General features: G+C 71.2%; 21 protein-coding genes. 14 read left to right on the forward strand and 7 right to left on the reverse strand.

Annotated features, from left to right (window positions below; genetic code table 11):
- Nucleotides 1-44: 44 nt before the first annotated feature.
- Nucleotides 45-1,136 carry an alpha/beta fold hydrolase gene (locus tag AC3IYI_RS34165; protein ID WP_489407302.1) on the reverse strand — a complete coding sequence of 364 codons (1,092 nt, stop codon included), beginning with the start codon at nt 1,134-1,136 and terminating at the stop codon, nt 45-47.
- A gap of 110 nt (nt 1,137-1,246) precedes the next feature.
- Here AC3IYI_RS34165 and AC3IYI_RS34170 point away from each other — a divergent pair, with 110 nt between their 5' ends.
- Nucleotides 1,247-1,972, forward strand: a complete 726-nt coding sequence (locus AC3IYI_RS34170) for a TetR/AcrR family transcriptional regulator (RefSeq protein ID WP_489407303.1) — start codon at nt 1,247-1,249, stop codon at nt 1,970-1,972.
- A 152-nt stretch (nt 1,973-2,124) separates the two neighbouring features.
- On the opposite strand, the gene AC3IYI_RS34175 is transcribed toward AC3IYI_RS34170, so the two are convergent.
- Together AC3IYI_RS34175 and AC3IYI_RS34180 are read right to left on the reverse strand one after the other, a co-directional pair.
- Nucleotides 2,125-2,538: a peptidase inhibitor family I36 protein gene (locus AC3IYI_RS34175; protein ID WP_489407304.1), complete on the reverse strand. Its 414-nt coding sequence runs from the start codon at nt 2,536-2,538 to the stop codon at nt 2,125-2,127.
- A gap of 276 nt (nt 2,539-2,814) precedes the next feature.
- A complete protein-coding gene (locus tag AC3IYI_RS34180; protein ID WP_489407305.1) occupies nt 2,815-3,648 on the reverse strand; it encodes a hypothetical protein in 834 nt (277 codons plus the stop codon).
- A 402-nt stretch (nt 3,649-4,050) separates the two neighbouring features.
- On the opposite strand from AC3IYI_RS34180, the gene AC3IYI_RS34185 reads away from it, so the two are divergent.
- The 3 genes from AC3IYI_RS34185 (at nt 4,051) to AC3IYI_RS34195 (ending at nt 8,068) form a co-directional block, all read left to right on the forward strand.
- A complete protein-coding gene (locus AC3IYI_RS34185) occupies nt 4,051-4,932 on the forward strand; it encodes a LysR family transcriptional regulator (RefSeq protein ID WP_489407306.1) in 882 nt (293 codons plus the stop codon).
- Between the two features lie 468 nt (nt 4,933-5,400).
- Nucleotides 5,401-6,765, forward strand: coding sequence for an MFS transporter (locus tag AC3IYI_RS34190; protein WP_489407307.1), 1,365 nt, complete (start codon nt 5,401-5,403; stop codon nt 6,763-6,765).
- Nucleotides 6,766-6,964: 199 nt separating this feature from the next.
- Nucleotides 6,965-8,068: a glycoside hydrolase family 18 protein gene (locus AC3IYI_RS34195; RefSeq protein WP_489407308.1), complete on the forward strand. Its 1,104-nt coding sequence runs from the start codon at nt 6,965-6,967 to the stop codon at nt 8,066-8,068.
- 127 nt (nt 8,069-8,195) lie between these two features.
- On the opposite strand, the gene AC3IYI_RS34200 is transcribed toward AC3IYI_RS34195, so the two are convergent.
- Nucleotides 8,196-10,178 (reverse strand): carbohydrate-binding protein, encoded by a 1,983-nt coding sequence (locus AC3IYI_RS34200; RefSeq protein WP_489407309.1) that lies wholly within the window; start codon nt 10,176-10,178, stop codon nt 8,196-8,198.
- A 249-nt stretch (nt 10,179-10,427) separates the two neighbouring features.
- On the opposite strand from AC3IYI_RS34200, the gene AC3IYI_RS34205 reads away from it, so the two are divergent.
- From AC3IYI_RS34205 to AC3IYI_RS34225, 5 genes are read left to right on the forward strand one after another with little or no spacing between them, the layout of a single operon-like run.
- A complete protein-coding gene (locus AC3IYI_RS34205; protein ID WP_489407310.1) occupies nt 10,428-11,765 on the forward strand; it encodes an ABC transporter substrate-binding protein in 1,338 nt (445 codons plus the stop codon).
- Nucleotides 11,762-12,694: a carbohydrate ABC transporter permease gene (locus tag AC3IYI_RS34210; protein WP_489407311.1), complete on the forward strand. Its 933-nt coding sequence runs from the start codon at nt 11,762-11,764 to the stop codon at nt 12,692-12,694. Before AC3IYI_RS34205 ends, AC3IYI_RS34210 begins: the two co-directional genes overlap by 4 nt.
- Entirely contained in the window at nt 12,691-13,521 is an 831-nt protein-coding gene (locus AC3IYI_RS34215; protein ID WP_489407312.1) for a carbohydrate ABC transporter permease, read from the forward strand. Before AC3IYI_RS34210 ends, AC3IYI_RS34215 begins: the two co-directional genes overlap by 4 nt.
- 2 nt (nt 13,522-13,523) lie before the next feature.
- On the forward strand, nt 13,524-15,287 hold the full coding sequence (locus AC3IYI_RS34220) for a glycoside hydrolase family 36 protein (RefSeq protein ID WP_489407313.1): 1,764 nt from the start codon (nt 13,524-13,526) through the stop codon (nt 15,285-15,287).
- The gene (locus AC3IYI_RS34225; RefSeq protein ID WP_489407314.1) at nt 15,284-16,291 is read left to right on the forward strand and encodes a LacI family DNA-binding transcriptional regulator; all 1,008 of its coding nucleotides are present in this window, start codon (nt 15,284-15,286) and stop codon (nt 16,289-16,291) included. The genes AC3IYI_RS34220 and AC3IYI_RS34225 overlap by 4 nt, the downstream gene beginning before the upstream one ends.
- A 57-nt stretch (nt 16,292-16,348) precedes the next feature.
- Here AC3IYI_RS34225 and AC3IYI_RS34230 read toward each other — a convergent pair whose 3' ends face one another.
- Nucleotides 16,349-17,161, reverse strand: a complete 813-nt coding sequence (locus AC3IYI_RS34230) for a DeoR/GlpR family DNA-binding transcription regulator (protein WP_489407315.1) — start codon at nt 17,159-17,161, stop codon at nt 16,349-16,351.
- A 127-nt stretch (nt 17,162-17,288) separates the two neighbouring features.
- Here AC3IYI_RS34230 and galT point away from each other — a divergent pair, with 127 nt between their 5' ends.
- Complete coding sequence (gene galT, locus AC3IYI_RS34235) at nt 17,289-18,350, forward strand: galactose-1-phosphate uridylyltransferase (protein WP_489407316.1); 1,062 nt, start codon at nt 17,289-17,291, stop codon at nt 18,348-18,350.
- Nucleotides 18,347-19,525, forward strand: a complete 1,179-nt coding sequence (gene galK / locus AC3IYI_RS34240; RefSeq protein ID WP_489407317.1) for a galactokinase — start codon at nt 18,347-18,349, stop codon at nt 19,523-19,525. The genes galT and galK overlap by 4 nt, the downstream gene beginning before the upstream one ends.
- 34 nt (nt 19,526-19,559) lie before the next feature.
- On the opposite strand, the gene AC3IYI_RS34245 is transcribed toward galK, so the two are convergent.
- Nucleotides 19,560-20,402: an alkaline phosphatase family protein gene (locus AC3IYI_RS34245; RefSeq protein WP_489407318.1), complete on the reverse strand. Its 843-nt coding sequence runs from the start codon at nt 20,400-20,402 to the stop codon at nt 19,560-19,562.
- 65 nt (nt 20,403-20,467) lie between these two features.
- Nucleotides 20,468-22,633: an alpha-galactosidase gene (locus AC3IYI_RS34250; protein WP_489407319.1), complete on the reverse strand. Its 2,166-nt coding sequence runs from the start codon at nt 22,631-22,633 to the stop codon at nt 20,468-20,470.
- A gap of 119 nt (nt 22,634-22,752) precedes the next feature.
- Here AC3IYI_RS34250 and AC3IYI_RS34255 point away from each other — a divergent pair, with 119 nt between their 5' ends.
- From AC3IYI_RS34255 to AC3IYI_RS34265, 3 genes are all read left to right on the forward strand, one after another.
- Nucleotides 22,753-23,937: an ROK family protein gene (locus AC3IYI_RS34255; protein WP_489407320.1), complete on the forward strand. Its 1,185-nt coding sequence runs from the start codon at nt 22,753-22,755 to the stop codon at nt 23,935-23,937.
- Between the two features lie 201 nt (nt 23,938-24,138).
- The gene (locus AC3IYI_RS34260; protein ID WP_489407321.1) at nt 24,139-25,416 is read left to right on the forward strand and encodes an ABC transporter substrate-binding protein; all 1,278 of its coding nucleotides are present in this window, start codon (nt 24,139-24,141) and stop codon (nt 25,414-25,416) included.
- Nucleotides 25,416-26,426, forward strand: coding sequence for a carbohydrate ABC transporter permease (locus AC3IYI_RS34265; protein WP_489407322.1), 1,011 nt, complete (start codon nt 25,416-25,418; stop codon nt 26,424-26,426). Before AC3IYI_RS34260 ends, AC3IYI_RS34265 begins: the two co-directional genes overlap by 1 nt.

The following is a 26,426-nucleotide window of genomic DNA, read 5'->3' on the forward strand; positions in this document are numbered from 1 at the left end:
TCGACAATGCGGCCCGGACGGTTGGGCGTCTGACCGGCCCCCGGTCAGACGCCTGCTGCAGCAGCCGACGCGCTGACGACCACCGGACGCACATGGGCCAGCAGAAATTCCAGGAACCGCTCCGGCCGTCGGAACGCCGCGAAGTGGCTGCAGTCCTCGATCAGCGCGAAGCCCTTGACGGGCGCCTGGACGTCGTCAAAGAAGCGGCGGGCGAGCTCCGGCGACGTAAGCACGTCCTTCTCGCCCTGAACGATGAAGAAGGGGAGTTCGAACTTTGTCCCGTCCGCCCAGTCGTCGGACCCCGCGGTGGCGTGAGTGATCTGCTCCGAGATGGTCATGCCCTTCATGAAGCGCCCCAGTTCGCGCAGCGAGTGCCGCGGCGAGAACCACAGGGACCCCATGACGACCTTCTTCATCGTGTCGAGGGTCAGCGGGTCGCTGGTGGCCAGCAGCTTGGCGTGCATCGCGTGCTCGCGGGGCGTCCACCGCTGCTCATCGGGGTGGAGCGCCTCGGCTGCCGCCAGTTCCTTACGCTTTCCGGCCGCGCGCAGCCGGGTGAGCAGGGCCTGGTGTACGGAGTCGTCGCGGCCGGCGTCGTGGATGTTCTGGTCGGTGCCGACATATGCGGAGTAGCGTTCGGGGAACTCTCGGGCGAGTCGCAGGCCGAAGGCGCTTCCGTAGGACTGGCCGAGCAGGACGATCTTGTCGGCGCCCAGGCGGGTGCGTATGTGGTCGGTGACTTCGATCGCGTCGGCGTAAATCCGGGCGAAGGTCATTTCGCCCTGTCCTTCGGGACCGCTGCGGCCGAGGGTCTTGAGGGCGCCGCGCATGTCCCAGCGGACGATCGTGAAGTGCTTCTCCCAGGACCTGGTGCGGGGTCCGAAGATCGCGGTCGAGGCTCCGGGGCCGCCGTGCAGTTCCAGGACGACCGGGTTGGCCAGATCCTCGCCGCGTACTGAGATCCACTGCTCGATGCCGCCGATGCGGACGAAGCCCTGCTCGTCGATGCCGTTCGGGGTGTCGATCTTCATCAGTGAGGCGTTGCGGGATCGCTTGAGGGCGCGGTGGCCGAGGACACCGGCTGCGGGTGCGGCGAGGAGGACGGCTGCGGACGTGGCGGCGATGGTGGCGATCATGACGACTCCCGGGGTGTCCGTTCGAGGAAACTGTATATGTCATAAGCGGTTGGATATACGTTATAAACAGTTAGGGTGAGGTGTCAACGGGATCGACAGAGGAGTCGCGGGTGGCCACGAAGAAGGTCGGGAAGCAGGCCGGCGTGAAGGCGGGCTTCGCGCTGCTCTGGGGCGAGCAGGAACTGCCGAGCAGGGGCCCGAAGCCCTCGCTCAGCGCGGGCCGGATCGCGGAGGCGGCTATGGGGATCGCCGACCGGGAGGGCTTGGACGCGGTCTCGCTGGCGCGGGTAGCCAAGGAATTCGGCGTCACCGCGATGGCGCTCTACCGGTACGTTCCGGGCAAGACGGAACTCCTCGACCTGATGGTCGACCTCGCGATCGGCCCCCCGGCCGCGGTTGCCGACATCCCCGGCGGCTGGCGCCCGCAGCTGACCGAGTGGGCCCACCAGTGCCTGGCGATGTACCGCCGCCACCCATGGATCCTGACGGCGACCGGCATGCGCCGTCAGATCATGGGCCCACATCAACTCGGCTGGCTCGACTCAGCCTTGGCCGCACTGGCCGGAACGGGGCTGCCGGCCACCCAGCGGCATGACACGTTCCTGCTGCTCGTAGGCCATATTCGCAATATCGCCCAGCAGTACGTCGACCACGACGAGGCGGCGAATGAAGAGTGGGCGCACCTGACGGCCGAGGTCCTGCAGCGGCACGAGGACCGCTTCCCCGCCCTGATGGAGGCGATCGGGGCGGGCGCGTTCGCTCCGCACGGCGGGCACCCGCTGGCCTTCGGCCTGGAGCGGATCCTCGATGGGGTGGCAGCCCTGATCCCCTCGTGAGTTGGTCTGGAACTGCCAGTACTTGAGCACTCACCGGCCCAACGCCCGGACGCCGTCCTCGGCGGAGAGGGCCTCAACGGGCGCGCCGCTTCACCGCCGGGTGGTAGCCCGACCTGCCCCGACGATCATTGGCGGCAGGCCGGGCAGCCGGTCTAGAGCGCGGAGTTCGGGTTGACGCCGCCGGTGCACACCGCGCCGCGCCATCCGAAGCGGAACACCGCTGAGGTGTCGCTGCTGAAACCCCCGGGACGGATCGTGGCCTCGTGGGTGTACGGATTATCCGGGGACCCGTTGTAGTAGTAGACCTCGACTTGTACGGAGAGGTTGTTCACGTAGGAGCCGATCCCCTCGTAGAAGCCGGATTCTCCGTAGTGGCCGAGAGCGAAGCACGCCTTGGTGCTGGACGACGACAAGTCCATGTCGACGTAGAACCGGTCCTCGTAGAGGCAGAGCTTGCCCGATGCGCAGCCGCCCACTGCTGCGGCCGGGGTCGCGGTGGCTGCCAGGCCGGCGGTTGTCAGCGCGACGGCCGACAGAGCGAGTGCCGTTTTCCGTATGAAGTTCACGGGTTTCTCCTGTGGTTGACGGTGTGCCATGTGGCGGCGCCCGTGCTGGGCACCGTCGTTGCCCGGCTGTAGTCCGGGCACGTTCAAGAGGGCTCGGCCGCGAGGGCGCGCCATGGGGTGCCGCATGCCGACATGCGGGGGCGACCCAGTGGCGGGCGGAGGCGCGATCGGAGAGAGCAAGACGAAGCGCGGGAGAGGCGAGGGGCCGGTGCTTCGCGTAGCGCAACAGTTTTCTGCTGCGCTGGCGCGGACCGGCGCGCGTCATATCCGGGCTGCTTATGGTGTGGTGAAGGCGAGTCCGTGGGTGGCGGCGATCTGGCCGGGGGCGTAGCCGGTGTGCAGGTTGACGGGGTTTCCGTCGACGTTCTTGATCTTCAGGGTGATGCGGATCTGGGTGCAGCCGCCGAGCTGGGACTTCGTGAGGCGCAGTGTGTTCGTGGCGGTCTGGTGGTGCTTGGCGTTGGAGATGTTCCACTTGCCGACCGCCGACTTGATCGGTTCGCCGCACTTGGCTCCGTCGGGGTTTTGTGGCTGCGCCTCGATCCAGGTCTCGGCCTGTGTGCCGGTGTTGGCGGTCGATCCGCCCTGACAGATCGATGAGCCGGCGACGCAGGTGGTCAGGGCGGCGTCCTGGACGACGGTGATGGTGTCGCCGCCGCTGGGGATGTATGGGTAGCCGAGCGTGGTGTGCGTCGTTCCACGCGCGATCACGGTGGTATTGGCGGGAAGCGTCCAGCGGGCTGCCGACGGATACACGGCGCGCGCCAGCTCCGCGCCCGCCGGGACCCGCATGGTCACGCTGCGTCCGTTCTGAATGATGCTGGAGTAACTGGTCACCGACAGGCGGCAGTTGTACGTCCCGGCCGTCGGCGCTGTGAACACCCAGCGCAGCGCGGGCGCCACCGAATTCTCACCCGGCGGCACCTGGTTCGTAGCCCAGTACGCACCTGCCTCCGCGGAAGCAGGCAGGGTGGTGCCGTCGGAGTTCTTGCAGCGCACGGCAACGGTGGAGCCGATGTTGTCCCCGCTGCCCAGTGGGGTGTCGCTGGCGACCGAGAGGTTCCGGGACCACAGATAGGACTTCTCACCCGCCGCTGCGGTGAACACCACGTCCGTACCGGGAATGTCCCGATAGCCTTCCGCCCTCCGGGTCACCTCATACGTGAACTCCGGAGAGGCCGCCGAGGCACCCGACGCGAACGTCAGCGAACCCCCTGTCCCCACAGCAAGCGCCGCCACCAGTAGCGATCCCGTACGCGTCAACCCCACAACATCCCCCCGTGTCGATGATTTTCAAAGGCAAGTGAATCCCTCAGGCTTCGGACGCCCCTCCCGATGGTGATCGCGCCCGGATCGGGCGGCCACTTCAGGGTGTCAGCGCCGGAAAGGTGGATCAACAGCCGTCTGCGAAGGCCGTCGATTACCTTTCGCTTATCGATCCGGGCGCCGAGCGCGGATCGGGTCCGGTGTCTGTCCAGGCGGCGGGCGCAGGAAGCACCGGGATGGGGACGCGTGGAGCTGCGAGACATCGAGATCTTCTTAGCCCTGGCTGAGGAGTTGCATTTCGGGCGGTCCGCCGAGCGCCTGCATGTGACCCAGGCCCGGGTGAGCCAGTCGATCGCCAAGCAGGAGCGGCGAATCGGCGGTGCGCTGTTTCGACGCACCAGCCGCCGGGTGGAGTTGACCTCCATCGGAGCGCGCCTGTACGCGGAGCTCAAGCCCGCCTACCAGCAGATCCTGGACGGCACCCGATCCGCGGCGGCCGAGGCGGCACGCGGCGTTCACGGCACACTCAAGATCGGCACGATGGGGGCGCTGGCCCAGATCCTCACCGCCACCAATGCCCTGTTCCGCGGCCACCATCCCGGCGCAGAGCTCGACTTCGTCGAGGTCCAGCCCACGACGCCCTTCGCCGGGCTGCGCTCCGGTGAGGTCGACCTGGCCCTGCTCTGGCTCCCCGTCCGTGAAGGCGACCTCACCGTGGGCCCGGTCCTGAGTGAGCGTCCTCTGGTCTGCCTCGTCGGATCCGAGCATCCGTTGGCGAAGCGGGACTCGGTACGCATGGAGGATTTCGGCGACTACGAGGTCGCCTCGTCCCAGCATCCTGTTCCGGCGTACTGGGAAGAGGCGCTGGTTCCCTTCCATACGCCCAGCGGACGCCCCATCAGACGAGGCGCCAAGATCGCCACCTGGCAGGAGACACTGAACGCCGTCAGTGCCGGACGAGTGGTCCAAGCGATCCAGGCCGAGGCTGCCGACTACTACCCGTGGCCCGGTGTCAAGTATCTCCCCATCGACGACGCGCCGATGGGCCGCTGGGCCCTTGTCTGGCGCACCAACGCCGAGAGCCCTCTCGTGCGCGCCTACGTCGAAACCGCGGAGGGCCGCGTGTAGTCCAGCGGCATGACGCAGCTTGAGCCGCTGCCCTTCGACCGCAAGAGGAGTCTCGTGTGGGCCCCAGGGGGGCGTCCTCGATGTACACGGTGTCCTTGCGCGGCCGGCACGTGGCCGCATGCTGTCGGCCGTGGCGGCTCAGAGGCTCATCCCGGACGGTGTGGAGCGCTGGCAAGCCCCGGGTTGCTGCGGCGGTGCAGGGGCGGTCGTCCAAGCCCGGGACTCACTCGTGCCACCATCCGCACGCCGCAGACTTACGGAGACCGAACCAAGGACAGGCTCCATGGTGTGCACCCCTGGAAAGGCGAATGACAGACCGGGATCCCGTCACTTACTGTCCCGGTGTCGACGTCCTCACCGTCGCACGGCACGCGCACGCTCGGAGATTGAATCCGTGTTCAAACCGCCGTCACAGGCGAAGAGGGGAACGGGAGTTCGTCCAGATTGACTGACCGAAATGGCGGACAGATGCCAGAAGAGGCTGGAAAATCTCATCGGAACCTGGAACCTACAGGCCCGCGGAGCGGACTGCGGCACAACCGCCCCTTCACCGTCTTCTGGCTCGGCCAGGCCCTGTCAGTGCTCGGCGGCTCGGTATCGATGCTCGCGCTGCCGCTGCTCGTCCTCGAAGTCACCGGCTCGCTGGTCGGGATGGGCCTGATCACCGCCCTCTCCGGGGTGTTCGCCATCGCCACGGGAACCTTCGCGGGGCATGTCGTGGACCGGGTGGACCGCCGCCGCCTGATGATCGGCTGCGACCTCGCGCGGGCGGTGCTGCTGGGCTCCGTACCGCTGGTGTGGTCCTTCGGCGGCCCGCGGATCTGGCTGCTGTACGTGCTGACCGCGCTGGTCACCGTACTGAAGACGCTCTTCGACGTGGCCTACGTGAGCGCCGTGCCCTCCCTGGTCGAACCGGCCGACCTGATCGCCGCCAACGGCCGGCTGATGGGCACCTTCGCCCTCGGCACCCTCCTCGGCCCGGTCGTGGCCGGCCTGCTCGTCGCGGGGGTCGGCGGGTCCTGGGCGCTCGCCCTGGACGGAGCCACCTTCCTCGTCTCGGCGGTCAGCCTGCGGTGGGTCCGCTTCGGCACACGGGGGGATGCGGCTACGCCCCGGCCGTCGCAGACGAGCACCTCGCTGCGCGAGGTGTTCGTGGCCGGCTTCCGCTTCCTGTGGTCGCAGGCCCTGCTGCGCCCGCTGACGATCCTGCTCACCCTCCTCACCTTCGTCACCTTCGGCGCCACCGACCTGCTGATCTTCCGCCTCCGGGACGACCTCGACCGCGCCCCGGCGACCGTCGGCTACGTGATGGCCGTGAGCGGCATCGGCATCGTCTGCGCCTCCTTCGCCGCCGGGCCGCTGCGCCGGACCCTCGGCTTCGGCCCGTGCTGGCTCGGCTCGGTCGCGCTGATCGGCCTGTCCGTGGCGGGCATCGGGGTCAGCCGCAGCGTGCCCGTGATCGCGGCGATGGCCGCCCTCTTGATGTTCGGGCTGACCGTGGGCGGCATCTGCTCCATGACCCTGCGTCAGGAAGTCACCCCGGACCACCTGCTCGGGCGGGTCACCTCCGCGTTCTGGACGGTCCACAACGCCTCGGGGCCGGTGGGAGCCGCCGTGCTCACCGCCCTGGCGGCCCGGCACGGGATCCCGTCGACAAGCCTGGCCGCGGGCGCCCTCTGCCTGCTGATCGCCGCGTCGGGCCTCCTGACCCCCCTCCGCTCCGCCCGCCCGGCCCCGCCGAGCAAACCGGCGCGGGTCGGCTCGACCGGGCCTCCGCCGACCACCACCCCCACCGCTTCCCGACGCAGGACACGACCGGACCGCCGCAGATGAGGGCCGGGCCACGGGCGGTGGCAGGCGGGCGCCACGCCGGCATCCCGGTCAAAGCGGGGTGCCGGCTGGGTCCACCGCGGCGCGCCGGCGCCCTTCCCGCGCGGCGGGGCGCGCATGCTCTTGTCGAGTTGGTCTGTACCTGCCACCCTGGCGGCGGCCGCCACCCCCCACGCGGGCCACTCCCTCCACGGAGGCATTGATGCGTCACAGACTGCTCGGTGTTCTCGTCCTGCTCCTCGCACTCCTCCTCCCCGTCCCCGCCGCGACGGCGACTGCCGCCGCCGCGACCGGCACCGCCGCTGCGACCGGCCCGCAGATCTACGGTGCCTGGCACTGCAGCAACGACGCGTGCACCTGGGGCACGGCCCGCACCGTCGCGGAATTCGACTCGATGAACCACTGGCTCATCGACCGCGGCGACGGCCGCCCCTCCGTCAACCTGGTCGTCCTGAGCTTCGTCGAGCCGCTCAAGCTGCTGCACCGCACGAACGACGCCATCACCGTCGACGGGCTCCCGCGCGGGATGACCCCCGAGATCGTCCAGTACTTCACCTCGCGGGGCATCCGCGTGATGCTCTCGATCGGCGGCATCACCTACACCGACGAGTGGGACGCGGCGCTGACCGAGAACGCCTCGCAGCTCGGCCTGAACGCCGCCGAGGCCGCGACCCGGCTCGGTGTCGGCATCGAGATCGACTACGAGCAGAACACCAACCCGAACCTGGCCGGCCTGCAGACCTTCATCGACGCCTACCGGTCCCGCCATCCCTACGACGCCTCCGGAGCCGACCACCGCGCGCGACTCACGATCGACACCGCCGCGGGTGACCGCTGGCTGATCGGCATCAACCGCAAGGCGACCGCCGACTGGCTGCGTACGGACGCCCCGGTGCTCGACTACGCCAACGCCATGGTCCCCGCCCGCCAGCCCTCCACTTCCGGCGCGATCGCCAACTGGCAGGAACACCTCGACGGCAAACCCACCTACTCGCCGCCCGTACTGCCGCTGGCGCCGGCCAAGTTCACCGCGGGGCTCTACATCAGCGACCAGACGAAGTCGCTCCCCGAGTGCACCGCCTTCGCGAACTCCCTGCAGAAGTCCACCGGTTCCTTCACCCAGACCGCGGCGCCGCACGGCGCGGGAACCACGGCCGGCCTGCTCGGCTTCATGTTCTGGGCAGCCGAGAGGCCCTCGACCCGGGGGACGGGCACCCTGCCGCCGAACACCTGTGAGGGAGGGGTGGGCGCGGGCGCCACCGCCTACTCCATCCCGCTCCCGATGCCGCCCCTGCGTCAGAGCTGACCGGCGGCGGCGCGTTGCCCCCCCAGGCGCACCGGGACCGATCCGCGGTGCGCCTGAGGGGTGGAGCCGGGGTCCGGGCCGGGGCCGGGGTCGGGGCCGGGGTCGGGGCCCGCGGTCTGATCCGGTGTCAGCCCGCCTGGACGGTGATCGTGCGGCCCGGGGCGACCGTCGGGGTGGCGTACGTGTACGTCACCCCGTCCACGACCTTGGTGCGGGCCGGCTGGGGCACTCCGTCGACCGTGAGGGTGGCGTGGGTGCCGGGGAAGCGGGCCTCCCAGGTGTAGGGGGAGGTGCCCGAGGTGTGCGTGAGGGTGGACTTCGTCGCCCCGTCGTGGCGCAGGGCGAAGGCCGAGTCACCGATCCGCAGGTCGTCGATCCGCAGCCAGTCCATGCCCGAGGGCAGCCGGGACCCGCTGCTCAGGGTGTGCGCGGGTGCGTCGGGGGTGACCCCCAGCAGGCCTTCGACGGTCTGGCCGAGCAGGGTGAAGGAGACCTCGGGGTAGTCCCCGTTGGTGCCCTGCTTGGTGTTCACGTGCTGGATGTCCTTGTGGTCGTAGACGTCCTTCATCCACTTCCAGCCGGTGTCGTTGCGGTTGTTCCGGAAGAACGTGTCGGGGAGGTACGTGAGGGCCTCGATGTTGGAGGGGCGGCCCGGGCCCGAGGCCTGCTGGTCGATGTAGTCCAGGTAGGCCTCCCGGCGGGGACCGGGGTCGATGATCTGCTTCATCGGCATGAACCAGCTGTTCTCCTTGCCCCAGCCGGTCAGGGCGCGTCCGTCCGTGGTGTAGCCGCGCACCATGGCGGAGCCCGAACCTGCCCCGATCCAGGTGGAATTGAAGTACGCCTTGAGGTCACGGGCCTTGGTCTCGTACCGGTCGGCGAGCGCGCCGTCCCCCTTGGAGCGGGCGAGCGAGGCCATCGCCAGGTACGCCTGGTACTGGGAACCGATCGCGTCGCCCGCCTCGGCGAGCGGCTCGCTGCTCTGCTCGTTGTAGCTGGCGGTGCCCTGGAAGATGCCCTGGCCGGTCCCCTCGGCCACCTCGATCGCGCCGTTGTCCTTGAGCCCGTCGTGCAGGGTGACGAACTCGTCGGTGGCGCGGCGGTAGAAGTTCCACAGGGCCGGATCGTCGAGGTAGGCGCGGTCCCCGCTCCAGCGGTACGCCTCCTCGGACTTCTGTACCAGCTCGAAGGTGGCGGGCACCTCGCGGACGAAGTCGGTCGGGCTCTTGTAGTCGATCGACAGGTAGGTCGAGGTGTCGAAGTTGAAGGCCCACGCCGGGTAGTACTTGTGCTCCGGGGTCGCGGACGCGGCGAAGGAGCGGAGCATCGACTTGTTCTCGGCGTGCAGGGCGAGCACGCCGGCGCCGGACAACTGGTGGGCCATGTCGCGCGAGTAGTAGCCGCTGCGGTTGGCGTAGCCGGCCCAGTAGGAGGCGGCGTAGGTGCCGTTGCCGCTGCCACCGGTGCGGTTCTCGTCCACGTTGAGCGGGCCCCGGGTGCCCGGCAGGTGGACCCAGCTGTTGGCCTTGCGCTTGGACCAGTCGAACATCTCGACGATCTTCGGGTCGGAGGAGCTGACCCGAGGGTCCGCGGGAGAGGCGGGGGAGAGCATCACGTCGTCGGCGTTGACCCAGGCGTCCCCGGACTCGAAGGCGATCTCCAGGGTGTCGCCGGGGGTGAGAGCGATCCGGCTGAGCGTGTAGCGCCGGTAGTTCGAGGCGCTGGGCAGGGTGAGCGTGGCGGCGACCGCGCCGTTCACGCGGGCGGTGTAGCGGCCGTTCGGGCCGCCGGTCGCGATCCAGGCGGATATGTCGTACGTCCCCGGGCCCGTGGCCGTCACGGTCTGGGACACCTTCTTCCCCGCCCCGCCGTCGAGGTAGGCGAGCCGCGCCGCGCCGTGCGGGTAGTTCGTGGCGACCCCGGTGCCGGAGGTGAACCGCCAGCCGGTGCGCCCCTGTTCGAAGCCGGGGTTGGTGACGGTCAGCAAGGCGGGCGCGGCGGGTGCGGGGGTGGTTGCGGGCGCGGCTGCGGCCGCGCCGCCGAGGGCGAGCGGGGTGAGTGGGAGGAGCAGGGCGAGGGCGGTCAGGAGTGGCACGCGGGAACGCGTCATCGGGTTCTCCTCTGTGTGGGCGGGGCGGGCAGGGCGGGCAGGACCGGCGGAGCGGGAGGAGCGGGCGGCACGCTAGCAACCGTGGTTGAGGGTTTGCAATGGTCTTTTCAGGATCCAGTGCACGATCAAACTGAAAGATTTCATCGAACTCTTGCAAGTGAGAAGTAGGCGTCGCTACAGTCCTGGCCAGTCGGCTTCCGCAACGGTGCGAGCAGGGGTGGGTCAGGTATGGAACTGGAACGTCGGAGAGTGCTGCGGACGGTTGGGGCCATCGCCGTGGGGGCAGGGTCGCTCGCCGGCCTGACCGCCTGCTCCGGCACCGGCGCCGAGGGCGCCGGCAGCCAGGGAGGGGCTGCGGGGGAGAAGGAAAAGGGCCGGATCACGGTCTGGTCCTGGCAGGGGCCAGCCGCCGAAATGAAGGCCCTCGTCCCGGAGTTCAACAAGAAGTACCCAGGGATCGAGGTGACGGTCGAGGACATCGGCAACCCGGCGATCTGGGACAAGATCACCACCGGGCTCGCGGCCGGCGGGCAGGGGCTCGCCGACGTCCCGCACATCGGCGTCGACTACCTGCCCGGCTACGTGGAGAAGTTCCCCGGCGGCCTCGCCGACCTCGGCCCGCTCGGCGCGAACGCCTACCGGGACGAGTTCGCCCAGGGCATGTGGCAGACGGTGTCTCCCGACGGCAAGCGCGTCAACGCCCTTCCCTGGGAGGCGAATTCGGCGGGCTTCTACTACCGGGCCGACCTCTTCGAGAAGGCAGGGGTCGACGCCGGCGCCCTCCAGACCTGGGAAGAGACCATCGAGGCCGGCAAGGAGATCAAGAGCAAGACCGGCGCCCACCTGCTGGGCATCGACAAGCCCGCCTCCCAGGCCGACGCCGCGAACTTCTTCCAGATGCTGCTCCAGCTCCAGGGCGCCTTCTACTTCGACCTCGCCGGGAACATCACGCTCGATTCCCCGGAGGCCGTGAAGGCCATGACGCTCATCAAGACGATGAACGACGCCGGCCTGGTCAGCGACCTCGCCGGAGGCTGGAACGCCCTGATGAGCTCCCTGAAGCAGGGGACCGCCGCCGTGCTGCCCATGCCCACGTGGTTCGGCGGCATCATCGAGGAGCAGGTGCCCCAGGAGGCGGGCAAGTGGAAGGTCCGGCTGCCCCCGGCCGTGCGTCGGGGCGGCTCCACCGCGGCCACGGTCAACTCCACCCACCTGGCCGTCGCGGGCGGCAGCAAGCACCAGGCCGCCGCCTGGTCCTTCATCGAGTTCGTGCTCACCCGCCCGGCCTCCCAGGTGCAGATCTACCGGGGCAAGGGGATCGCCCCCGCCCTGATGAAGGCGTACGAGGACGCGGTCTTCCACGAGCCGTCCGTCTTCTTCGGCGGCCAGAAGAAGGGCGAGGTCTTCCTCGAGGCGCTCAAGGCCCCCTCGTCCGCCTTCAATTACACCGCCGACTACGCACGGGCCCTCAAGCTGGTCACCGACGCCCAGACCAAGGTGCTGCTGAGCGGCGCCGACCCGGCGAAGGTGCTGAGCGAGGCCGCCGACCAGCTCGGCCGGCAGACCGGACGCAAGGTCTCCCGGTGACCGCCACCTCCACCACACTCACCGGAAGCGAGGCCCGGGCCGTCCCCGCGCGCGGGACGGCCCGGCGGCCGAGGGCGCGCCGGCGCGCGGCCCCGTACCTTTTCGTCCTGCCCGCGCTGCTCCTCTTCGCCGCCTTCAAGCTCTACCCCATCGGCCGGTCCTTCGTGATCAGCCTCCACAAGTCCGTCGGCGGGACCGACCGGTTCGTCGGTGCGGACAACTACACGCGGCTGCTCCACGACCCGCTGTTCTGGACCGCCCTGAAGAACACCGCGGTGATCCTCGCCGTCCAGGTGCCGGTCATGCTGGCCCTCGCCACCGGACTCGCCGTGGCCCTCAACTCCACGACGCTGCGCGCCCGCGCCGTCTTCCGGCTCGGCTTCTTCCTGCCGATGGTCACCGGCCTGGTCGCCTACGGGATCGTCTTCTCCGTCCTGCTCAACAAGGATTACGGCCTGGTCAACTGGCTGACCGGGCTCCTCGGCCTGGACCCGTCGCCGTGGCTGACCGACCCCCTGTGGGCGAAGGTCTCCCTGGGCCTGGCACTCACCTGGCACTACACGGGCTACAACGCGGTGATCCTCCTCGCCCGCCTGCAGTCCGTGCCCGCCGAGCTCTACGACGCCGCGGCCGTGGACGGGGCCGGCGCCTGGAGCTCCTTTCGCCACGTCACCCTGCCGGGCCTGCGGCCCGCGCTCCTGCTCACCACGGTGCTGTCCACCATCGGCACCCTGCAGATCTTCGACGAGCCGTACGTGCTCACCGGCGGCGGCCCCGACAACGCCACCCTGACCATCGGGGTGTACGTCTACCAGAACGCCTTCAAGTACTTCGACTTCGGCTACGCCTCCGCCATCGCCTACGCCCTCGCCGTGCTCATCGGCCTCCTCGGCGTGATCCAGTTCCGCTTCCTGGGGGAGAAGTCATGACCACCGCCGGACATCGCGGCAGGAGCATCCTGCTCACCTCCGGACTCGCCATCGCCCTGGCCGCCGTCCTGATCCCCTTCTACTGGCTCGTGGTCGCCGCGACGCACAGCTCCGGGGAGATCTTCGACAGCCCGCCGCCGCTGCTGCCCGGCGGCCACCTGGCGGAGAACCTCCACACGCTCCAGGACACCGCGCACTTCGGCCGGGTGGTCCTCAACTCCCTGCTCATCGCGGTGATCTACACCCTGTGTGCGGGCGCCGTCTGCACGCTGGCCGGCTACGGCTTCGCCAAGTACCGCTTCCGCGGCCGCGAGCCGCTGTTCGGACTGCTGATGCTCGGGCTCGTGGTCCCCGCCCAGGTCACCCTCGTACCGCTCTTCCAGCTGATGGCCGAACTGCGCTGGCTGGGCACGTACCAGGCCGTGATCATGCCCAACCTGGCCCTGCCCTTCGGCATCTTCCTGATGCGCCAGTCGATGGCCGCGCTCCCCGACGAACTCCTCGACTCGGGGCGCATGGACGGCTGCGGCGAACTGCGGCTGTTCTGGAAGGTGGTGCTCCCGCCCATGAAACCGGCGCTGGCGGCCCTGGCCATCTTCCTCTTCCTGTACCAGTGGAACGACTTCATCTGGCCGTTGATCGTCCTGCGCGACAGTGCCACCTTCACCGTCCCCGTGGCCCTCGCCTCCCTCCAGGGCCTCGACGAGACCGACTACGGAGCGATCCTCGCCGGAACCGCGGCCGCCGCGATCCCGATGGCCCTCGTATTCCTCGCGCTCCAGCGCCAGTTCGTGTCCGGCCTGCTCGCCGGCGCCGTGAAGGAGTGACCGTGACCACTGCCGAGCCCGTCACCACCGCGGGGCTGGCGCCCGCCCCGCAAGAGCCGCTGCTCGACGGGGTCTCGCTCGCCGTCCTCGCCCACGCCCCCGGCGTCCACCCGGTCTGGACCCTGGCCGAACTCCCCGACGGGCTGCGGATGCTGGAGGTACGGGCCGACGGCGCCCCCGTCGAGATCCGCTTCTCCGTGCCGCTGGGCGACGCCGCCGGATACTGGCACCCGCAGGGCGGCTGGCGGCGCACCCTCCTCGCCGACTGGGAGGGCCGCTCCCGGGTCTCGCTGGTCGACGGGCACGCCGCCGGCTGCCTCTACGACCACGGCGGCGCCACCCTCCTCACCTTCGCCGCGACCGACCCGGTACCCGAGGCCGCGCTCCGCTTCGGGGTCTCCGAGGAGAACGACACCCACGTCGTCCACCTCCGCCTGCCCGCCGCGCGCCGGGCCCACCGGATCCTGCTCGTCCCCCGCTCACCCTCGGTGGCACGGGCCATGCGGGCCCTGCGCTCCTGGTTCGACGCCGCGCTCGCCCCCGCGCCGGTGCCCGACGGGGCCCGCACCCCCGTCTACTCCACCTGGTACGCCTTCAACCAGGACGTCAGCGCCCCCGCCGTCGAAACCCAGGCCGAACTGGCCGCCGGACTCGGCTGCGGAGCACTGATCCTCGACGACGGCTGGCAGGAAGGGGGCCACGGACGCGGCTACGCCGGCTGCGGGGACTGGGAGCCCGACCGGGTCAAGTTCCCCGACTTCGCCGGGCACGTGGCCCGGGTCCGGGCCCACGGGCTGAGCTACCTCGCCTGGGTCGCGCCCCTGCTGCTCGGCTCCGCAGCCGCCTGCCACGACCGCTGGGCCTCCTGCGCGCCCGCCCCCGCCACCGTGCCAGGCGCGCACGTGCTCGACCCCCGCCGCCCGGAGGTGCGCGCGCACGTCGTCGGGCTCTGCACCCGGCTCGTCCGCGCGTACGGGCTCGACGGACTGAAGCTCGACTTCCTCGAGCAGGCCATGGTGTACGCGGGCGACGGCGCGGGAGACGTCGGAGTGGCCATGGTGACCCTGCTGACGGAACTGCGCGCGGCCCTGGAATCCGTACGCCCCGGCGTGCTGCTGGAACTGCGCCAGCCCTACACCGGCCCCGGCATGGCCCCCTTCGGCAACATGCTGCGCTCCTTCGACTGCCCGGCGGACGCCACCGCGAACCGGGTCCGCACCCTGGACACCGCACTGCTCGCCGTCGGCGGGGCCGTCCACTGCGACATGCTCCTGTGGTCGCCCGAGGCGCCCGTGGAGGCGGTGGCCCGGCAGCTGATCGGTGCCCTGCACTCGGTGCCGCAGATCTCCGTACGGCTGGACAGGCTGCCGACGGCGCACCGGGAGGCGGTCGGGTTCTGGCTGGGGCGGTGGCGGCTCCACCGGGAGCTGCTGCTGGACGGGGAGGTGGAGCCGGGCCGGCCCGACGAGCTGTACCCGCTGGTGCGGGCGAGCGCCGGGGACCACTGCCTGCTGAGCGTGCACGGGGACCGGGTCGTGCCGCTGGACTTCGCCGCGTACCGCCGCTTCGACCTGGTCAACGGCTCGGACCGGGACCGGGTGATGGTCGAGGTGCTGGGCGGCGGCGGCCGGATCCGGGGAGTGGTCCACGGGCCCGACGGCCGTATCATGGACGGTCCGCCGTCGTACCTGCCGGAGGGGGCACGCTCGCTGGTGGTACCGCGCGGCGGTCTGGTATCGCTCACGATCACGGAAGGACCGCGATGAAGGTCGGGATCACCGAGGTCGCCGCTCGCGCCCAGGTCAGCGAGGCGACCGTCAGCCGGGTGATCAACCGACGCCAGGGCGTGTCGAAGAAGACCCGGGACGCGGTCGAACAGGCCATGGCGGAAGTCGGCTACGAACGGCAGACCCAGGGCCAACTGGTCGCGGTGATCACCGAGTTCGTATCCAACCCGTTCTTCGCCGATGTCGCCGAGCGCATCGAGTCGGCGCTCGCCCCGCACGGACTCAAGACCATTCTGTGCCCGGCCTTCCCGGGCGGGGTCCAGGAGCGGGACTTCATCTCCGCGCTCGTCGACAAGGGCGTCGCGGCCGTCGTCTTCCTCTCCGCCTCCAACACCGTCGAGGGCGCCGACACCGAGACGTACGAACTGCTGCGCCAGCGCCGGGTCCCGTACGTCGGCATCAACGGCGAGTTCGCGGACGGGGTGGCGACCCCGGTCTTCTCCACCGATGACGCGCTCGCCGCGGAGCTGGCCGTCGACCACCTCCACCGGCTGGGGCACCGCAGGATCGGGATGGCCTCCGGCCCGGCCGGCAACCAGCCCGCGGACCGCAGGGTGCGGGGCTTCCTGGAGGCCATGGCCAAGCGGGGCATCGAGGAGCCGGAGCGGTGGGTGATCCGCCAGTCCTACACGGTGGAGGGCGGCCAGGCCGCCGTCGGCCCGCTCCTCGCCCTGGGCGCCACCGCGATCGTGGCGGCCAGCGACTACATGGCCCTCGGGGCGATCCGGGGCATCCGTCGGCAGGGCCGGGTGGTGCCCGGGGACGTATCGGTCGTGGGGTACGACGGCTCGTCCATCACCGAGTTCACCGACCCTCCCCTGACCACGGTGCGCCAGCCCGCCGACCGGCTGGCCCTGGAGGTCGGGCGCAGCGTACTGGCGCTGGTCAGCAACCGGGACGTGCCCACGGGGGAGCTGCTGTTCGACCCCGAGCTGGTCATCCGGGCGACCACCGGACCGGCACCCGCGGAGCCCGGAGCCTGATCCGGATCCGTACCCCGGGTCGCATCCGTACCCCCGGCCGGATCCGGGCGCCCGGACTCAGGGCCGCTCCTCGCCCGCGACGAGGAGTTCGCCCACTTCCTCCGCAAGGGCGGCGCGGGCCGCGGCGGGCAGGCCGGCGTCGGTGACGAACCAGTCGGCCTGGTGCAGCGCGGCGAAGCCGCTGAGCCCCACCACCCCCCACTTGCTGTGGTCCGCCACGACGGCGACCCGGCGCGCCGAGGCGACCAGGGCCCGGTTGGTCTGGGCCTCCATGAGGTTCGGGGTGGTCAGCCCGGCGCCCTGCGCCACCCCGTGTGCGCCGAGGAAGAGCAGGTCCACGTGGAGCGAGCCGATCGCCAGGTCGGCGAGCGGTCCGACCAGGGCGGCCGAGGGAGTGGGGGAGCCGCCGGTGAGCAGCAGCGTGGGGGTGTCGCCCCCACGGCTGCGGCCGTCGGCCCACACCAGTTCCGCCACCGGGAGGGAGTTGGTGACGATCGTGAGCCGCGGGACCCCGAGGAGGCGGGCGGCGACGGCGTGCGCGGTGGTGCCGCCCGAGACCGCGACCACGCTGCCCGGTTCGACTAGGGTCGCGGCCGTGTCCGCGATGGCGGCCTTGGCGTCGCCCTCCAGATCCGACTTGGCCTCGAAGCCGGGCTCGTGCCCGCTGGCCCCGGCCGGGGCGACGGCTCCGCCGTGGACCTTCTCCACGAGGCCCTGCCGGGCGAGGGCGTCCAGGTCCCGGCGGACGGTCATGTCCGAGACGCCGAACTGCCCGACGAGGTCCGCCACCCGCACCGCTCCTTCGCGCCGGACCGCGTCCAGGATGAGAGCGCGTCGCTGGTGGGCCAGTTGGGCAGCCTGCTCGGCCACGGGTCGCTCCCGGGAATCGGCGAATCGGTCAGAAGGCAGCAAGATAACACGGCAATGTTGTTGGAGTCTGGGGGGAAATCCGGTGTGGGGGTGGTGGAACATGTTGGAGTCTGTTTATTCTCGCTACGTGAAGAAGACCCTCGCGAAACTCGCGGACGGCCGCGAACTGATCTACTTCGACACCGACGAAGGTGCCGTGCGCGACGCCCCCGACCTGCGCCCGATCGATCCGGTGGACAGCCGGCCGGAACTGCGGCGGGACGAGGCGACCGGCGACTGGATCACCATCGCCTCCCACCGCCAGAACCGGATCTACCACCCGCCCGCCGGCGAGTGCCCGCTCTGCCCCTCCCGGGACGGCCGGCTCAGCGAGATCCCCGCCGCCGACTACGAGGTGGCCGTCTTCGAGAACCGCTTCCCCTCCCTCGCGGGCGACGCCGGACGCTGCGAAGTCGTCTGCTTCACCCCCGACCACGAAGCCGGCTTCGCCGACCTCACCCCGGCAGCCGCCCGGCTGGTGCTGGACGCGTGGACCGACCGCACCGCGGAACTCTCCGCCCTCCCCGGTGTCGAGCAGGTGTACTGCTTCGAGAACCGGGGAGCCGAGATCGGGGTGACCCTCGCCCATCCGCACGGCCAGATCTACGCCTTCCCCTTCGTCACGCCGCGCGCCGCCAAGATGACGGCCGCCGCGCAGGCCCATCGCGCCGCCACCGGCCGCAACCTCTTCGAAGACCTCCTCTCCGGGGCCCGCACCGCCACCGAACGGGTGGTGACGGCCGGGGAGCACTGGACCGCCTTCGTGCCCTACGCCGCCCGCTGGCCGTACGAGGTCCACCTCTACCCGCACCGCCGGGTCCCCGACCTGACCTGCCTCACCGAAGCCGAGCGGGCCGAATTCCCCCACATCTACCTCGACTTGCTGCGCCGCTTCGACCGGTTGTTCCCCGTACCGGAGCGGGAGGCGGAGCGGCTGCACGTACCTGCCCCCACCCCGTACATTTCCGCGTGGCACCAGGCGCCCCGCACGGGCGGGGAGGAACTGGCCCTGCACTTGGAGTTGTTCACCATCCGCAGGACCCCCGACAAGCTCAAGTTCCTCGCCGGGACGGAGTCCGGGATGGAAGCCTTCATCAATGACGTGGCCCCCGAGACGGCCGCGCGACGACTGCGGGAGGCCCTGGCGTGAACCGGACCGAGCAGGCCGCGGCCGGCTTCGCGAAGCTCTTCGGCGGCTCCCCCGACGGGATCTGGGCTGCGCCCGGCCGGGTCAACCTGATCGGTGAACACACCGACTACAACGACGGGTTCTCCCTCCCCATCGCCCTCCCGCAGACCACCCTGCTCGCCGCCCGCGCCCGTACGGACGGCCGGCTGCGGCTGCACAGTGCGCAGGGCGACGGCCGGATCACCGAACTGTCCGTCGCCACCCTGGCCCCCGGGCCCGCGCCGGGCTGGGCCGCGTACCCGGCCGGAGTGGTCTGGGCCCTCGCCGAGGCGGGCCACCCGGTCGGTGGCGCGGACCTCCACTTCGACAGCACGGTGCCCACCGGTGCGGGCCTCTCCTCCTCCGCCGCGCTGGAATGCGCGGTCGCTGTCGCCTACGACGAGCTGTACGGACTGCGGCTGCCCGGGCCCGAACTGGCCCGGATCGCCCAGCGGGCGGAGAACGCCTTCGCCGGCGTCCCCTGCGGGATCACGGACCAGATGGCCTCCGTGTGCTGCACCACCGATGCCGCCCTCCACCTCGACGCCCGTACCCCCGAGCACCACCGGCAGGTGCCCCTCGACCTCCCGGGCCAGGGGCTCGGACTGCTCGTGATCGACACCCGGGTCTCCCACGACCTGGGCGACGGGGCGTACGCGGCCCTGCGCGCGGGCTGTGAACGGGCGGCCGGGCTGCTCGGCCTGCGCGCCCTGCGGGATCTGCCCGCCGGAGACCTCGCGGGTGCCCTGGCCGAGCTCCCGGTGGAACTCGTACCGCTGGTCCGTCACGTGGTGACCGAGAACGGCCGGGTCACCGAGGCCGTCGCCCGGCTCCGGGCGGACGACGCGGCCGCCCTGGGCCCGATCCTCAACGCCGGTCACGCGTCGCTCCGCGACGACTACCGGGTCTCCTGCCGGGAGACCGACCTCGCCGTGACGGCCGCGCTGGGCGCCGGGGCACTCGGTGCCCGGATGACGGGAGGCGGCTTCGGCGGCTCCGTCATCGCGCTGGTGGAGGCGGGGCGCGAGGACGCGGTGGGCGGCGCCGTCAAGGCGGCCTTCGGCGCGGCGGGCCATCGGCTCCCGCGGCTCCTCACCATCACCCCGGCGGCGGGCGCGCGGCGTCTGGAGCCGGAGCCGGAGCGGGGGCGCTGTTAGCAGCCCGGCGCCCCGGCCCCGGCGGCCCGCCCGTTCAGGCGGTGAAGGGGGCCCCGTCCAGGGTCCAGTGGGGGTCCAGGCCGATGCCCAGGGCGGCGTAGACGTGGGCGGCGACATCGGTGAGCCCGACCGTCGGCGGACTCACGCCGGCGGCCAGACCGGGGCCGCACGCGGCCACCCAGGCGGTGCGCTCCAGCTCGCTGCGTCCCCCGTGGCCCCCCTCGTCACGGTGCCCGTGGTCGGTCACCACGATGACCGTCCACTGCTCCCCGGGGTGGCCCGGGCGGTCGCGCACGGCCTTGACGAGGCGGCCCAGGCGTTGGTCCGCCGTCTCGATCGACCGGCGGTACTCCTTGCCGCAGCCGAGGAAGTGGGCGGTCTCGTCGACGGCGCCGAGGTAGACGAAGGAGGCGTGGAGTTCTTCCCCGGAGCCCAGTACGTGCGCCGCTTCGGCGGTCACGGCCTCGTCGGCCTCCTCCCAGGCCTCCGGCGTGTCAGCGCGGGGTGCGATGAAGCTCAGCCGGCTGGGGGCGGTGAAGAGCGGGCCGCCCTGCTGGGCGAGGAAGAGGGGGGACCAGCCGCCGGCGGCGAAGGTCCGCCGGCCGCACTCGAGTGCCAGGCGGGTGGTGAAGTCGGGGAAGACGTCGAGCCGGTTTCCGTCGAGCCGGTTGCCCCACACCCCGTGCTTGGCGACGGTGACCCCGGTGGCGATGGTCGACCAGCAGGGGCCGGACATGGTGGGTGTGGCCTCGTCGATCTCGACGGGAGCGAGGAATCCCGCGTCGGCTATCTCGTCGAGGTGGGGGGTGTCCAGCTGCGGCAGCAGGTCGAGCCGAACGCCGTCCATGCCGACGACCAGAACGTGTTGAGTGTGCACAGTGCGGTCCAAGGTGTCTGTGAGTGGGTGCGGGTCTCTGCGTACGGGTCGTGGTGACGCAGGGGTCAGAGGGTGATGCGGCGCAGCCGGATCAGCCGGCTCGCGTAGTCCCCGGCGGGCAGCGAGAGCTCGATGCCGCGGTGGACCAGGACGGCGCCGCTGTGCACCTGGTCCCGGTCCGGGTCCCGGTAGTGGGCGCCGGCGTCGAGTGCGGGCAGCTTGACGGGGGCGGGCCGGTGGCCGAACCGGGTCGCGGGCCGCCAGGCGAGCACGGCGTGCTCGCCGCCGTCCCCGGCGGCGTAGTGGACGGCAGTCACCCCGTCCCCGCCCTTGATGCGGTGCTGGATCCCGTACTGGACCAGCGGGCGGATCTGCTTGTACTGGGCCACGAGCGCGGCGGCTTCGTCGAGTTCCTCGGCGGACCAGCCCGTCAGGTCCCCGCCGAGGCCGAGCGCGCCGGACATGGCGACGTGGAAGCGGAAGCGCAGCGGAGTGCGCCGGCCGGTGACCGCGTTGGGGCTGTCGGTGACCCACGCGGCCATGGTCCGAGCCGGAAAGAGCTGGCTGAAGCCGTCCTGGATCGCGATCCGGTCGACGGGGTCGGTGTTGTCGGAGGTCCACGCCTGGTCGGTGCGGGCCAGGATGCCGAGGTCGGCGCGCCCGCCACCGCCCGCGCACGCTTCGATGCGCAGGCCCGGGTGGTCGGCGCGCAGCCGGTCCATGATGCGGTAGACGGCCCGGGTGTGGTCGATCCAGAGCCGGTCGGGATCGGGGTTCCCCTCCCAGCCGGCCTCGGTGAAGGCGCGGTTGGCGTCCCACTTGAGCCAGCCCACCCGGTGGTCGCGTACGAGGCCGTCCAGGGTGCGGTGGGCCCAGGCCTCGACCTCGGGCCGGGCGAAGTTCAGTACCAGCTGATGGCGCAGTTCGGTCGCCTCCCGGGTGGGGGAGTGCAGGACCCAGTCCGGATGGGCGCGGTACAACGCGCTGTCCCGGTTGACCATTTCCGGCTCCACCCACAGACCGAAGGTCATCCCGAGGCGGTGGACCTCGTCGGCGAGGGGGCGCAGCCCTTCGGGGAAGGCGTCGGGGCGCGGGGTCCAGTCGCCCAGCCCGGCCCGGTCGTCGCGCCGTGCGCCGAACCAGCCGTCGTCCAGGACGAACAGTTCGGCACCGAGCCCGGCGGCCAGGTGGGCCAGCTTGATCTGGCCGGCCTGGTCGACGTCGAAGCCGGTGGCCTCCCAGGAGTTGTAGAGGACGGGCCGCTCCCGCCCGGGCTCCGGCAGTACGTGGTCCGCGACGTAGCCGTGCCAGGCCCGGCTGGCCGCACCGAAGCCGTGCGGGGTGTAGAGCCCGGCGAACACGGGGGTGCGCAGGCTGTCCCCCGGTTCCAGGGTCCAGCGCAGTCCCTCGTGGCCGAACCCTCCCGTCCAGGTGGTGCGGCCCACCGCGTCGCGGTGCAGGGTGATGCGCCAACTGCCGCTCCAGGCGAGGGCGGTGCTCCACACCTCGCCCCGCTCCTCGGCCGCGGTGCCGTCGTCGAGGGCGAGCCAGGGGCTGGCGTGGTGGCCGGTGAGCCCGCGGCGGCTGGTGAGGACGGTCTCGGCGACGGGGAGCCGGTCGCGGTGCAGCTGGAACTCGCTGTTCCAGCCGCCCGTGAGGTGGCTGAGCCGGTAGTCGGCGAGTGCCGGCGCCGTCCAGGAGGCGGAGTCCAGCCGGTCGACGGTGACCGGACCGGCTTCGGCTCGGTTCCCGGCATCGGCATCGGCATCGGCTCCGGTCCCGGTCCCGGCGCCGGTGTGCGTGAGCTCCACCCAGCGTTCGACGACGTCACTGCCCGGCCGGACGCGGTAGCAGAGCTCCGCGCGCAGGGGGTACCGGCGGTCGGTGAGGAAGAGCCGCAGGTCGCCGCCGTCGACGCGGTGTCCGGCGAACTCCCACTGGGCGCCGCTGGTTCCGTCGGCGAAGCGGACCTGGAGGCCGGCCGGACCGAACCGCGCTCCGGTCTGCGGAGCCAGCTCGTCCGCCGCGGCCCCGGCCTCGAAGCTGCTCGCGGCGGGGGAGGCGGCCTCCGGCAGCAGGGACAGCGTGGCGGTGTCGAGCGGTGCGCCCCAGTACAAGTGCCGCGGGCTGCCGTCGGGGCCGGTGCGCAGTGCGTACACGCTGTTCGGCGTGCGGAGCACGGCGAGGCCGGAGTCGGGGTCGAAGGTGGCGAGCGGGAGTGCGGCAGGCACGAAGGGGTCCCCTGAGGTCGAAGGCCCTTGTACGGGCGGAGAGTTGGCCAGAGGCTAGGGCGGACCCGGGGTCGAAATCAATACTGGACGAAGTTATTTATTTGCTCTACGTTGCACCCGTGTTTCGAAACCAAGAGCTGCCACTGGTCACCGCCCCGGCCGAAACGGCGGTCCTCGCCCTGCTCCTGGCCGAGGGTCCGCTCAGCCGGGTGGAGCTCGCGCGCCGGACCGGGCTCTCCTCGACGGCCATCACCAAGGCCGCGAGGCCGCTCATCGACGACGGGTACCTGTACGAACTCCCGCCGGAGCGCACCGCTCCCGGGGCCGGCCGGCCGGTCAACCCGCTGGCGGTCACCCCGGACCGGGAGTTCTTCGTCGGAGTGAAGATCAGTGACGACCGGCTGTTCGGTGTGGTGTGCGATCTGCGGGCCCGGGTCCGGGCCACGGCCGAACGAACCCTCGACAGTCATGAACCCGCCGCCATTTCAGGCTTGTTGACCGATCTGGTCGATGAACTGCTCGACACCGAGCCCGTGTTCCGCGATCGCACCCGGCATCTGGGCATCGCGGTCTCGGGGGACGTGGACCGCGGCGGCGGCCGGGTCCGCTTCTCCGGCCGCCTCGGCTGGCGCGACGTACCGCTCGCCGAGACCCTGTCCGGTACCACCGGTCTGACGGTCACCGTCGAGAACGACGTCAAAGCACTGACCATCGCCGAGCACTGGTTCGGGGAAGGGGTCGGTACCGGCTACTTCGCGCTGGTCACGATCGGCGCGGGGATCGGTTCCGCGCTCGTCGTCAACGGGCAGCTGGTGACCGGCGCCTACGGTGTGGCCGGGGAACTGGGGCACGTCTGCGTGGACCCGGCCGGCCCGCGCTGCCGCTGCGGCGCGGTCGGCTGCGTCGAGGCCATCGCCTCGAGCGGCGCGATCCTCGAAGCGGTCCGCCGCGGGACCGGTGTGGCCGACCTCGCCTTCGACCACGCCGTGGAGCTGGCCCGCGACGGTGACCCCGTGGCACGCGAGGCCTTCGCCCGGGCGGGCCGCGCCATCGGCGTCGCCATCGCCACCCTGGTCAACCTCGTGGGCCCGGAACGCGTCGTGGTCAGCGGCGAGGGAGCGGGCACGTACGACCTGTTCGGACAGCACATCAAGACCGCCTACGCGGCGCACGCCTTCGGGGCCGCGGTCAAATGCCCCCTGTCCCTGCGCCCGCTCCCCTGGGAGGAGTGGGCCCGCGGAGCCGCCGCGGTGGCGGTCCAGGCACTGTTCCCGCCGAGCACGGCCGCCGCGGCACTCCCGTAGCGGCGCACCACTCGTACCGCACCACTCGTACCGCACCACTCGTACCGCACCACTCGTACCGCACCACTCGTAACGCAGCACTCGTAACGCAGCACCCGGCTCACCCGGCCGGTGCCCCTCACTGCCGGCAAGCACTGATGGAGGGCACCGACCGGGGCCCGACACACCCACATCCCGCCTACCCTCACGGAAGGATGCGACATGAGCGCGCACAGAACCGAGCTTAGCCGACGGCGTTTTCTCGGCGGATCACTGATGATCGTCGCCGGAGCGGTGGTGACCACCGCCTGCTCCACCGACCCGAACGCGGGTGCCTCCTCCCAGGCCGAGACCACCCTGAACGTCTGGTTCCACGCCTACGGCGAGGCCGGCACGCAGCAGGCCGCACTGCGCTACGCGGCCGCCTTCACCAAGGCCCACCCGGACATCGCCGTCAAGGTCACCTGGGTCCCGGGCGACTACGCCGCCAAGCTCAACGCGACCCTGCTCACCGACGCGGCCCCGGACGTCTTCGAGATCGGCGACTTCAGCGAGAGCCTGGCCCGCCGGGGTCAGATCGCCGCCCTCGACGAGATCTACGGCAGCGACAAGGCGGACTTCAACGAGAACGCCATCGGTGGTGTGGGCGTCGACGGCAAGCTCTACGGCGTCAAGATGATCGACGACGTCATGATGCTGTACTTCCGCAAGAGCGTGCTGTCCCAGGCCGGAATCACCCCGCCCACCACCTTCGACGAGCTGGCCCTGGCGGCCAAGGCCCTCACCACCAAGTCGGGCAAGGGGCTGTTCCTCGGCAACGACGGACTGGGCGACAGCCCGATCCTCGCCGTCCGCTCGAACGGCGGCGACCTGGTGACCGACGGCAAGGTGGCCTTCGGCTCCGCGCAGGCACTGGAGGCCCTGACCGGCCTGAAGCGCCTGCACGAGGACAAGTCCCTGCTCCTCGGATTCACCACCGACTGGTGGGACCCGTCCGCCTTCACCCAGAACCTCGTTCCGATGCAGTGGTGCGGTCTGTGGGCGATGCCCGCCGTCAAGACCGCGCTCGGCGAGGACTTCGGCGTCCTGCCGTGGCCCGCCTTCAAGGCCGGGGGCACCCCCGTAGTGCGCGTCGGGGGCTGGACCAGCTGCGTCAACGCCAAGGGCCGGAACGTGGACGCCGCGAAGAAGTTCGTCCAGTGGCTCTGGATCCGGCAGGCGGACCTGCAGAAGGACTGGGCCGAGAGCTACGGGTTCCACGTCCCGCCCCGCACGTCCGTGGCGGCGGGGGCCGCGAAGCTCACCGACGGGGCCGCCAAGGAGGCCGTGGAACTGGCCGCCAAGTACGGCAAGTCCAACCCGGGCACCTGGGACACCGCGGTGAGCAGCGCCTTCAGCGCGGCCGCCGCCAAGATAGCCGCCGGGCAGGGCAACCCCGCGGAGGTCCTGGCGGACGCGGTGAGGGCGGCCCAGGGCGCCATCGACAAGCAGCGCGGCTGATGCTGTCCGCACCGCACACCACACGGCGGTCCGGGCGGCGGCCCGGACCGTCCGGGCGGTCGGGACCGTCAGGTCGGCCCACCGCGGGGGCGGCCCGCGCCGGCCGCCCCCGCGCGGGCCGCTCCGGCTGGATCGCCTTCGCGCTGCTCACCGCTCCGATGCTGATCGGCCTCGGCGTGTTCAAGTACGTCGCCATCGGTTGGAGCTTCCTGCTCAGCCTGAGCGACGCGCGCGGCACCATCGCTCCCAGCCGGTGGGTGGGGCTGGACAACTACCGGGCCCTGCTCTCCGACGCGGCCTTCCGCGGCTCCCTGACGCAGATCCTGCTGTTCACCGCCTTCATCGTGCCGGTCACCTTCGCCGCCTCCCTCGGGCTCGCCCTGCTCGTGCACCGGATCCGGCGGGGGCGGGCGGTGCTGCGCACCGTCTTCCTCATCCCGGCGGCCGTGTCCTACGTCGCCGCCTCGCTCCTGTGGAAGATGTGCCTGTTCAACGGGCTTCCGGCCGGCATCGCCAACACCCTCGGCGGCTGGTTCGGCATGGACCCCGTCCCCTGGCTGCAGACCACCTCACCACCGCTGTACTGGATCGTGCTGGTCACCCTCCGGCTCTGGCTCCAGGTCGGCTTCTACATGGTGCTCTTCCTGGCCGGACTCCAGGGCATCCCCAAGGAGCTCTACGAGGCAGCCGCCCTCGACGGCGCGACCGGCCTGCGGCTGCTGCGCTCCATCACGCTGCCGATGCTGCGCAACACGTCCGTCGCCGTGCTGATGCTGCTCTTCATCGCCGCGTTCCAGGCCTTCGACGAGTTCTACAACCTCTTCAACAGCGGGCTCTCCGGGACCGGTTCCGCCCCCGTCCAGACGCCGCTGGGCTACCTGTACAACACCGCGATGGGCAGCCAGGACTACGGACTCGGATCGGCCGGGGCCTTCGTACTCACCGCGCTCATCGTCGGAGTGACCCTGATCCAGGGGCGCTTCACCGGATTCGGCAGGAGCGAGGGGTGA

The sequence above is a fragment of the Streptomyces sp. GL_148 genome (genome assembly GCF_057834205.1).

What these genes read in the sequence shown, in the direction of transcription:
- AC3IYI_RS34165 (WP_489407302.1), bottom strand. Translation starts at nt 1,136, where the DNA reads ATGATCGCCACCATCGCCGCCACGTCCGCAGCCGTCCTCCTCGCCGCA.
- AC3IYI_RS34190 (WP_489407307.1), top strand. Translation starts at nt 5,401, where the DNA reads ATGCCAGAAGAGGCTGGAAAATCTCATCGGAACCTGGAACCTACAGGC.
- AC3IYI_RS34195 (WP_489407308.1), top strand. Translation starts at nt 6,965, where the DNA reads ATGCGTCACAGACTGCTCGGTGTTCTCGTCCTGCTCCTCGCACTCCTC.
- AC3IYI_RS34200 (WP_489407309.1), bottom strand. Translation starts at nt 10,178, where the DNA reads ATGACGCGTTCCCGCGTGCCACTCCTGACCGCCCTCGCCCTGCTCCTC.
- AC3IYI_RS34215 (WP_489407312.1), top strand. Translation starts at nt 12,691, where the DNA reads ATGACCACCGCCGGACATCGCGGCAGGAGCATCCTGCTCACCTCCGGA.
- AC3IYI_RS34225 (WP_489407314.1), top strand. Translation starts at nt 15,284, where the DNA reads ATGAAGGTCGGGATCACCGAGGTCGCCGCTCGCGCCCAGGTCAGCGAG.
- AC3IYI_RS34260 (WP_489407321.1), top strand. Translation starts at nt 24,139, where the DNA reads ATGAGCGCGCACAGAACCGAGCTTAGCCGACGGCGTTTTCTCGGCGGA.
- AC3IYI_RS34265 (WP_489407322.1), top strand. Translation starts at nt 25,416, where the DNA reads ATGCTGTCCGCACCGCACACCACACGGCGGTCCGGGCGGCGGCCCGGA.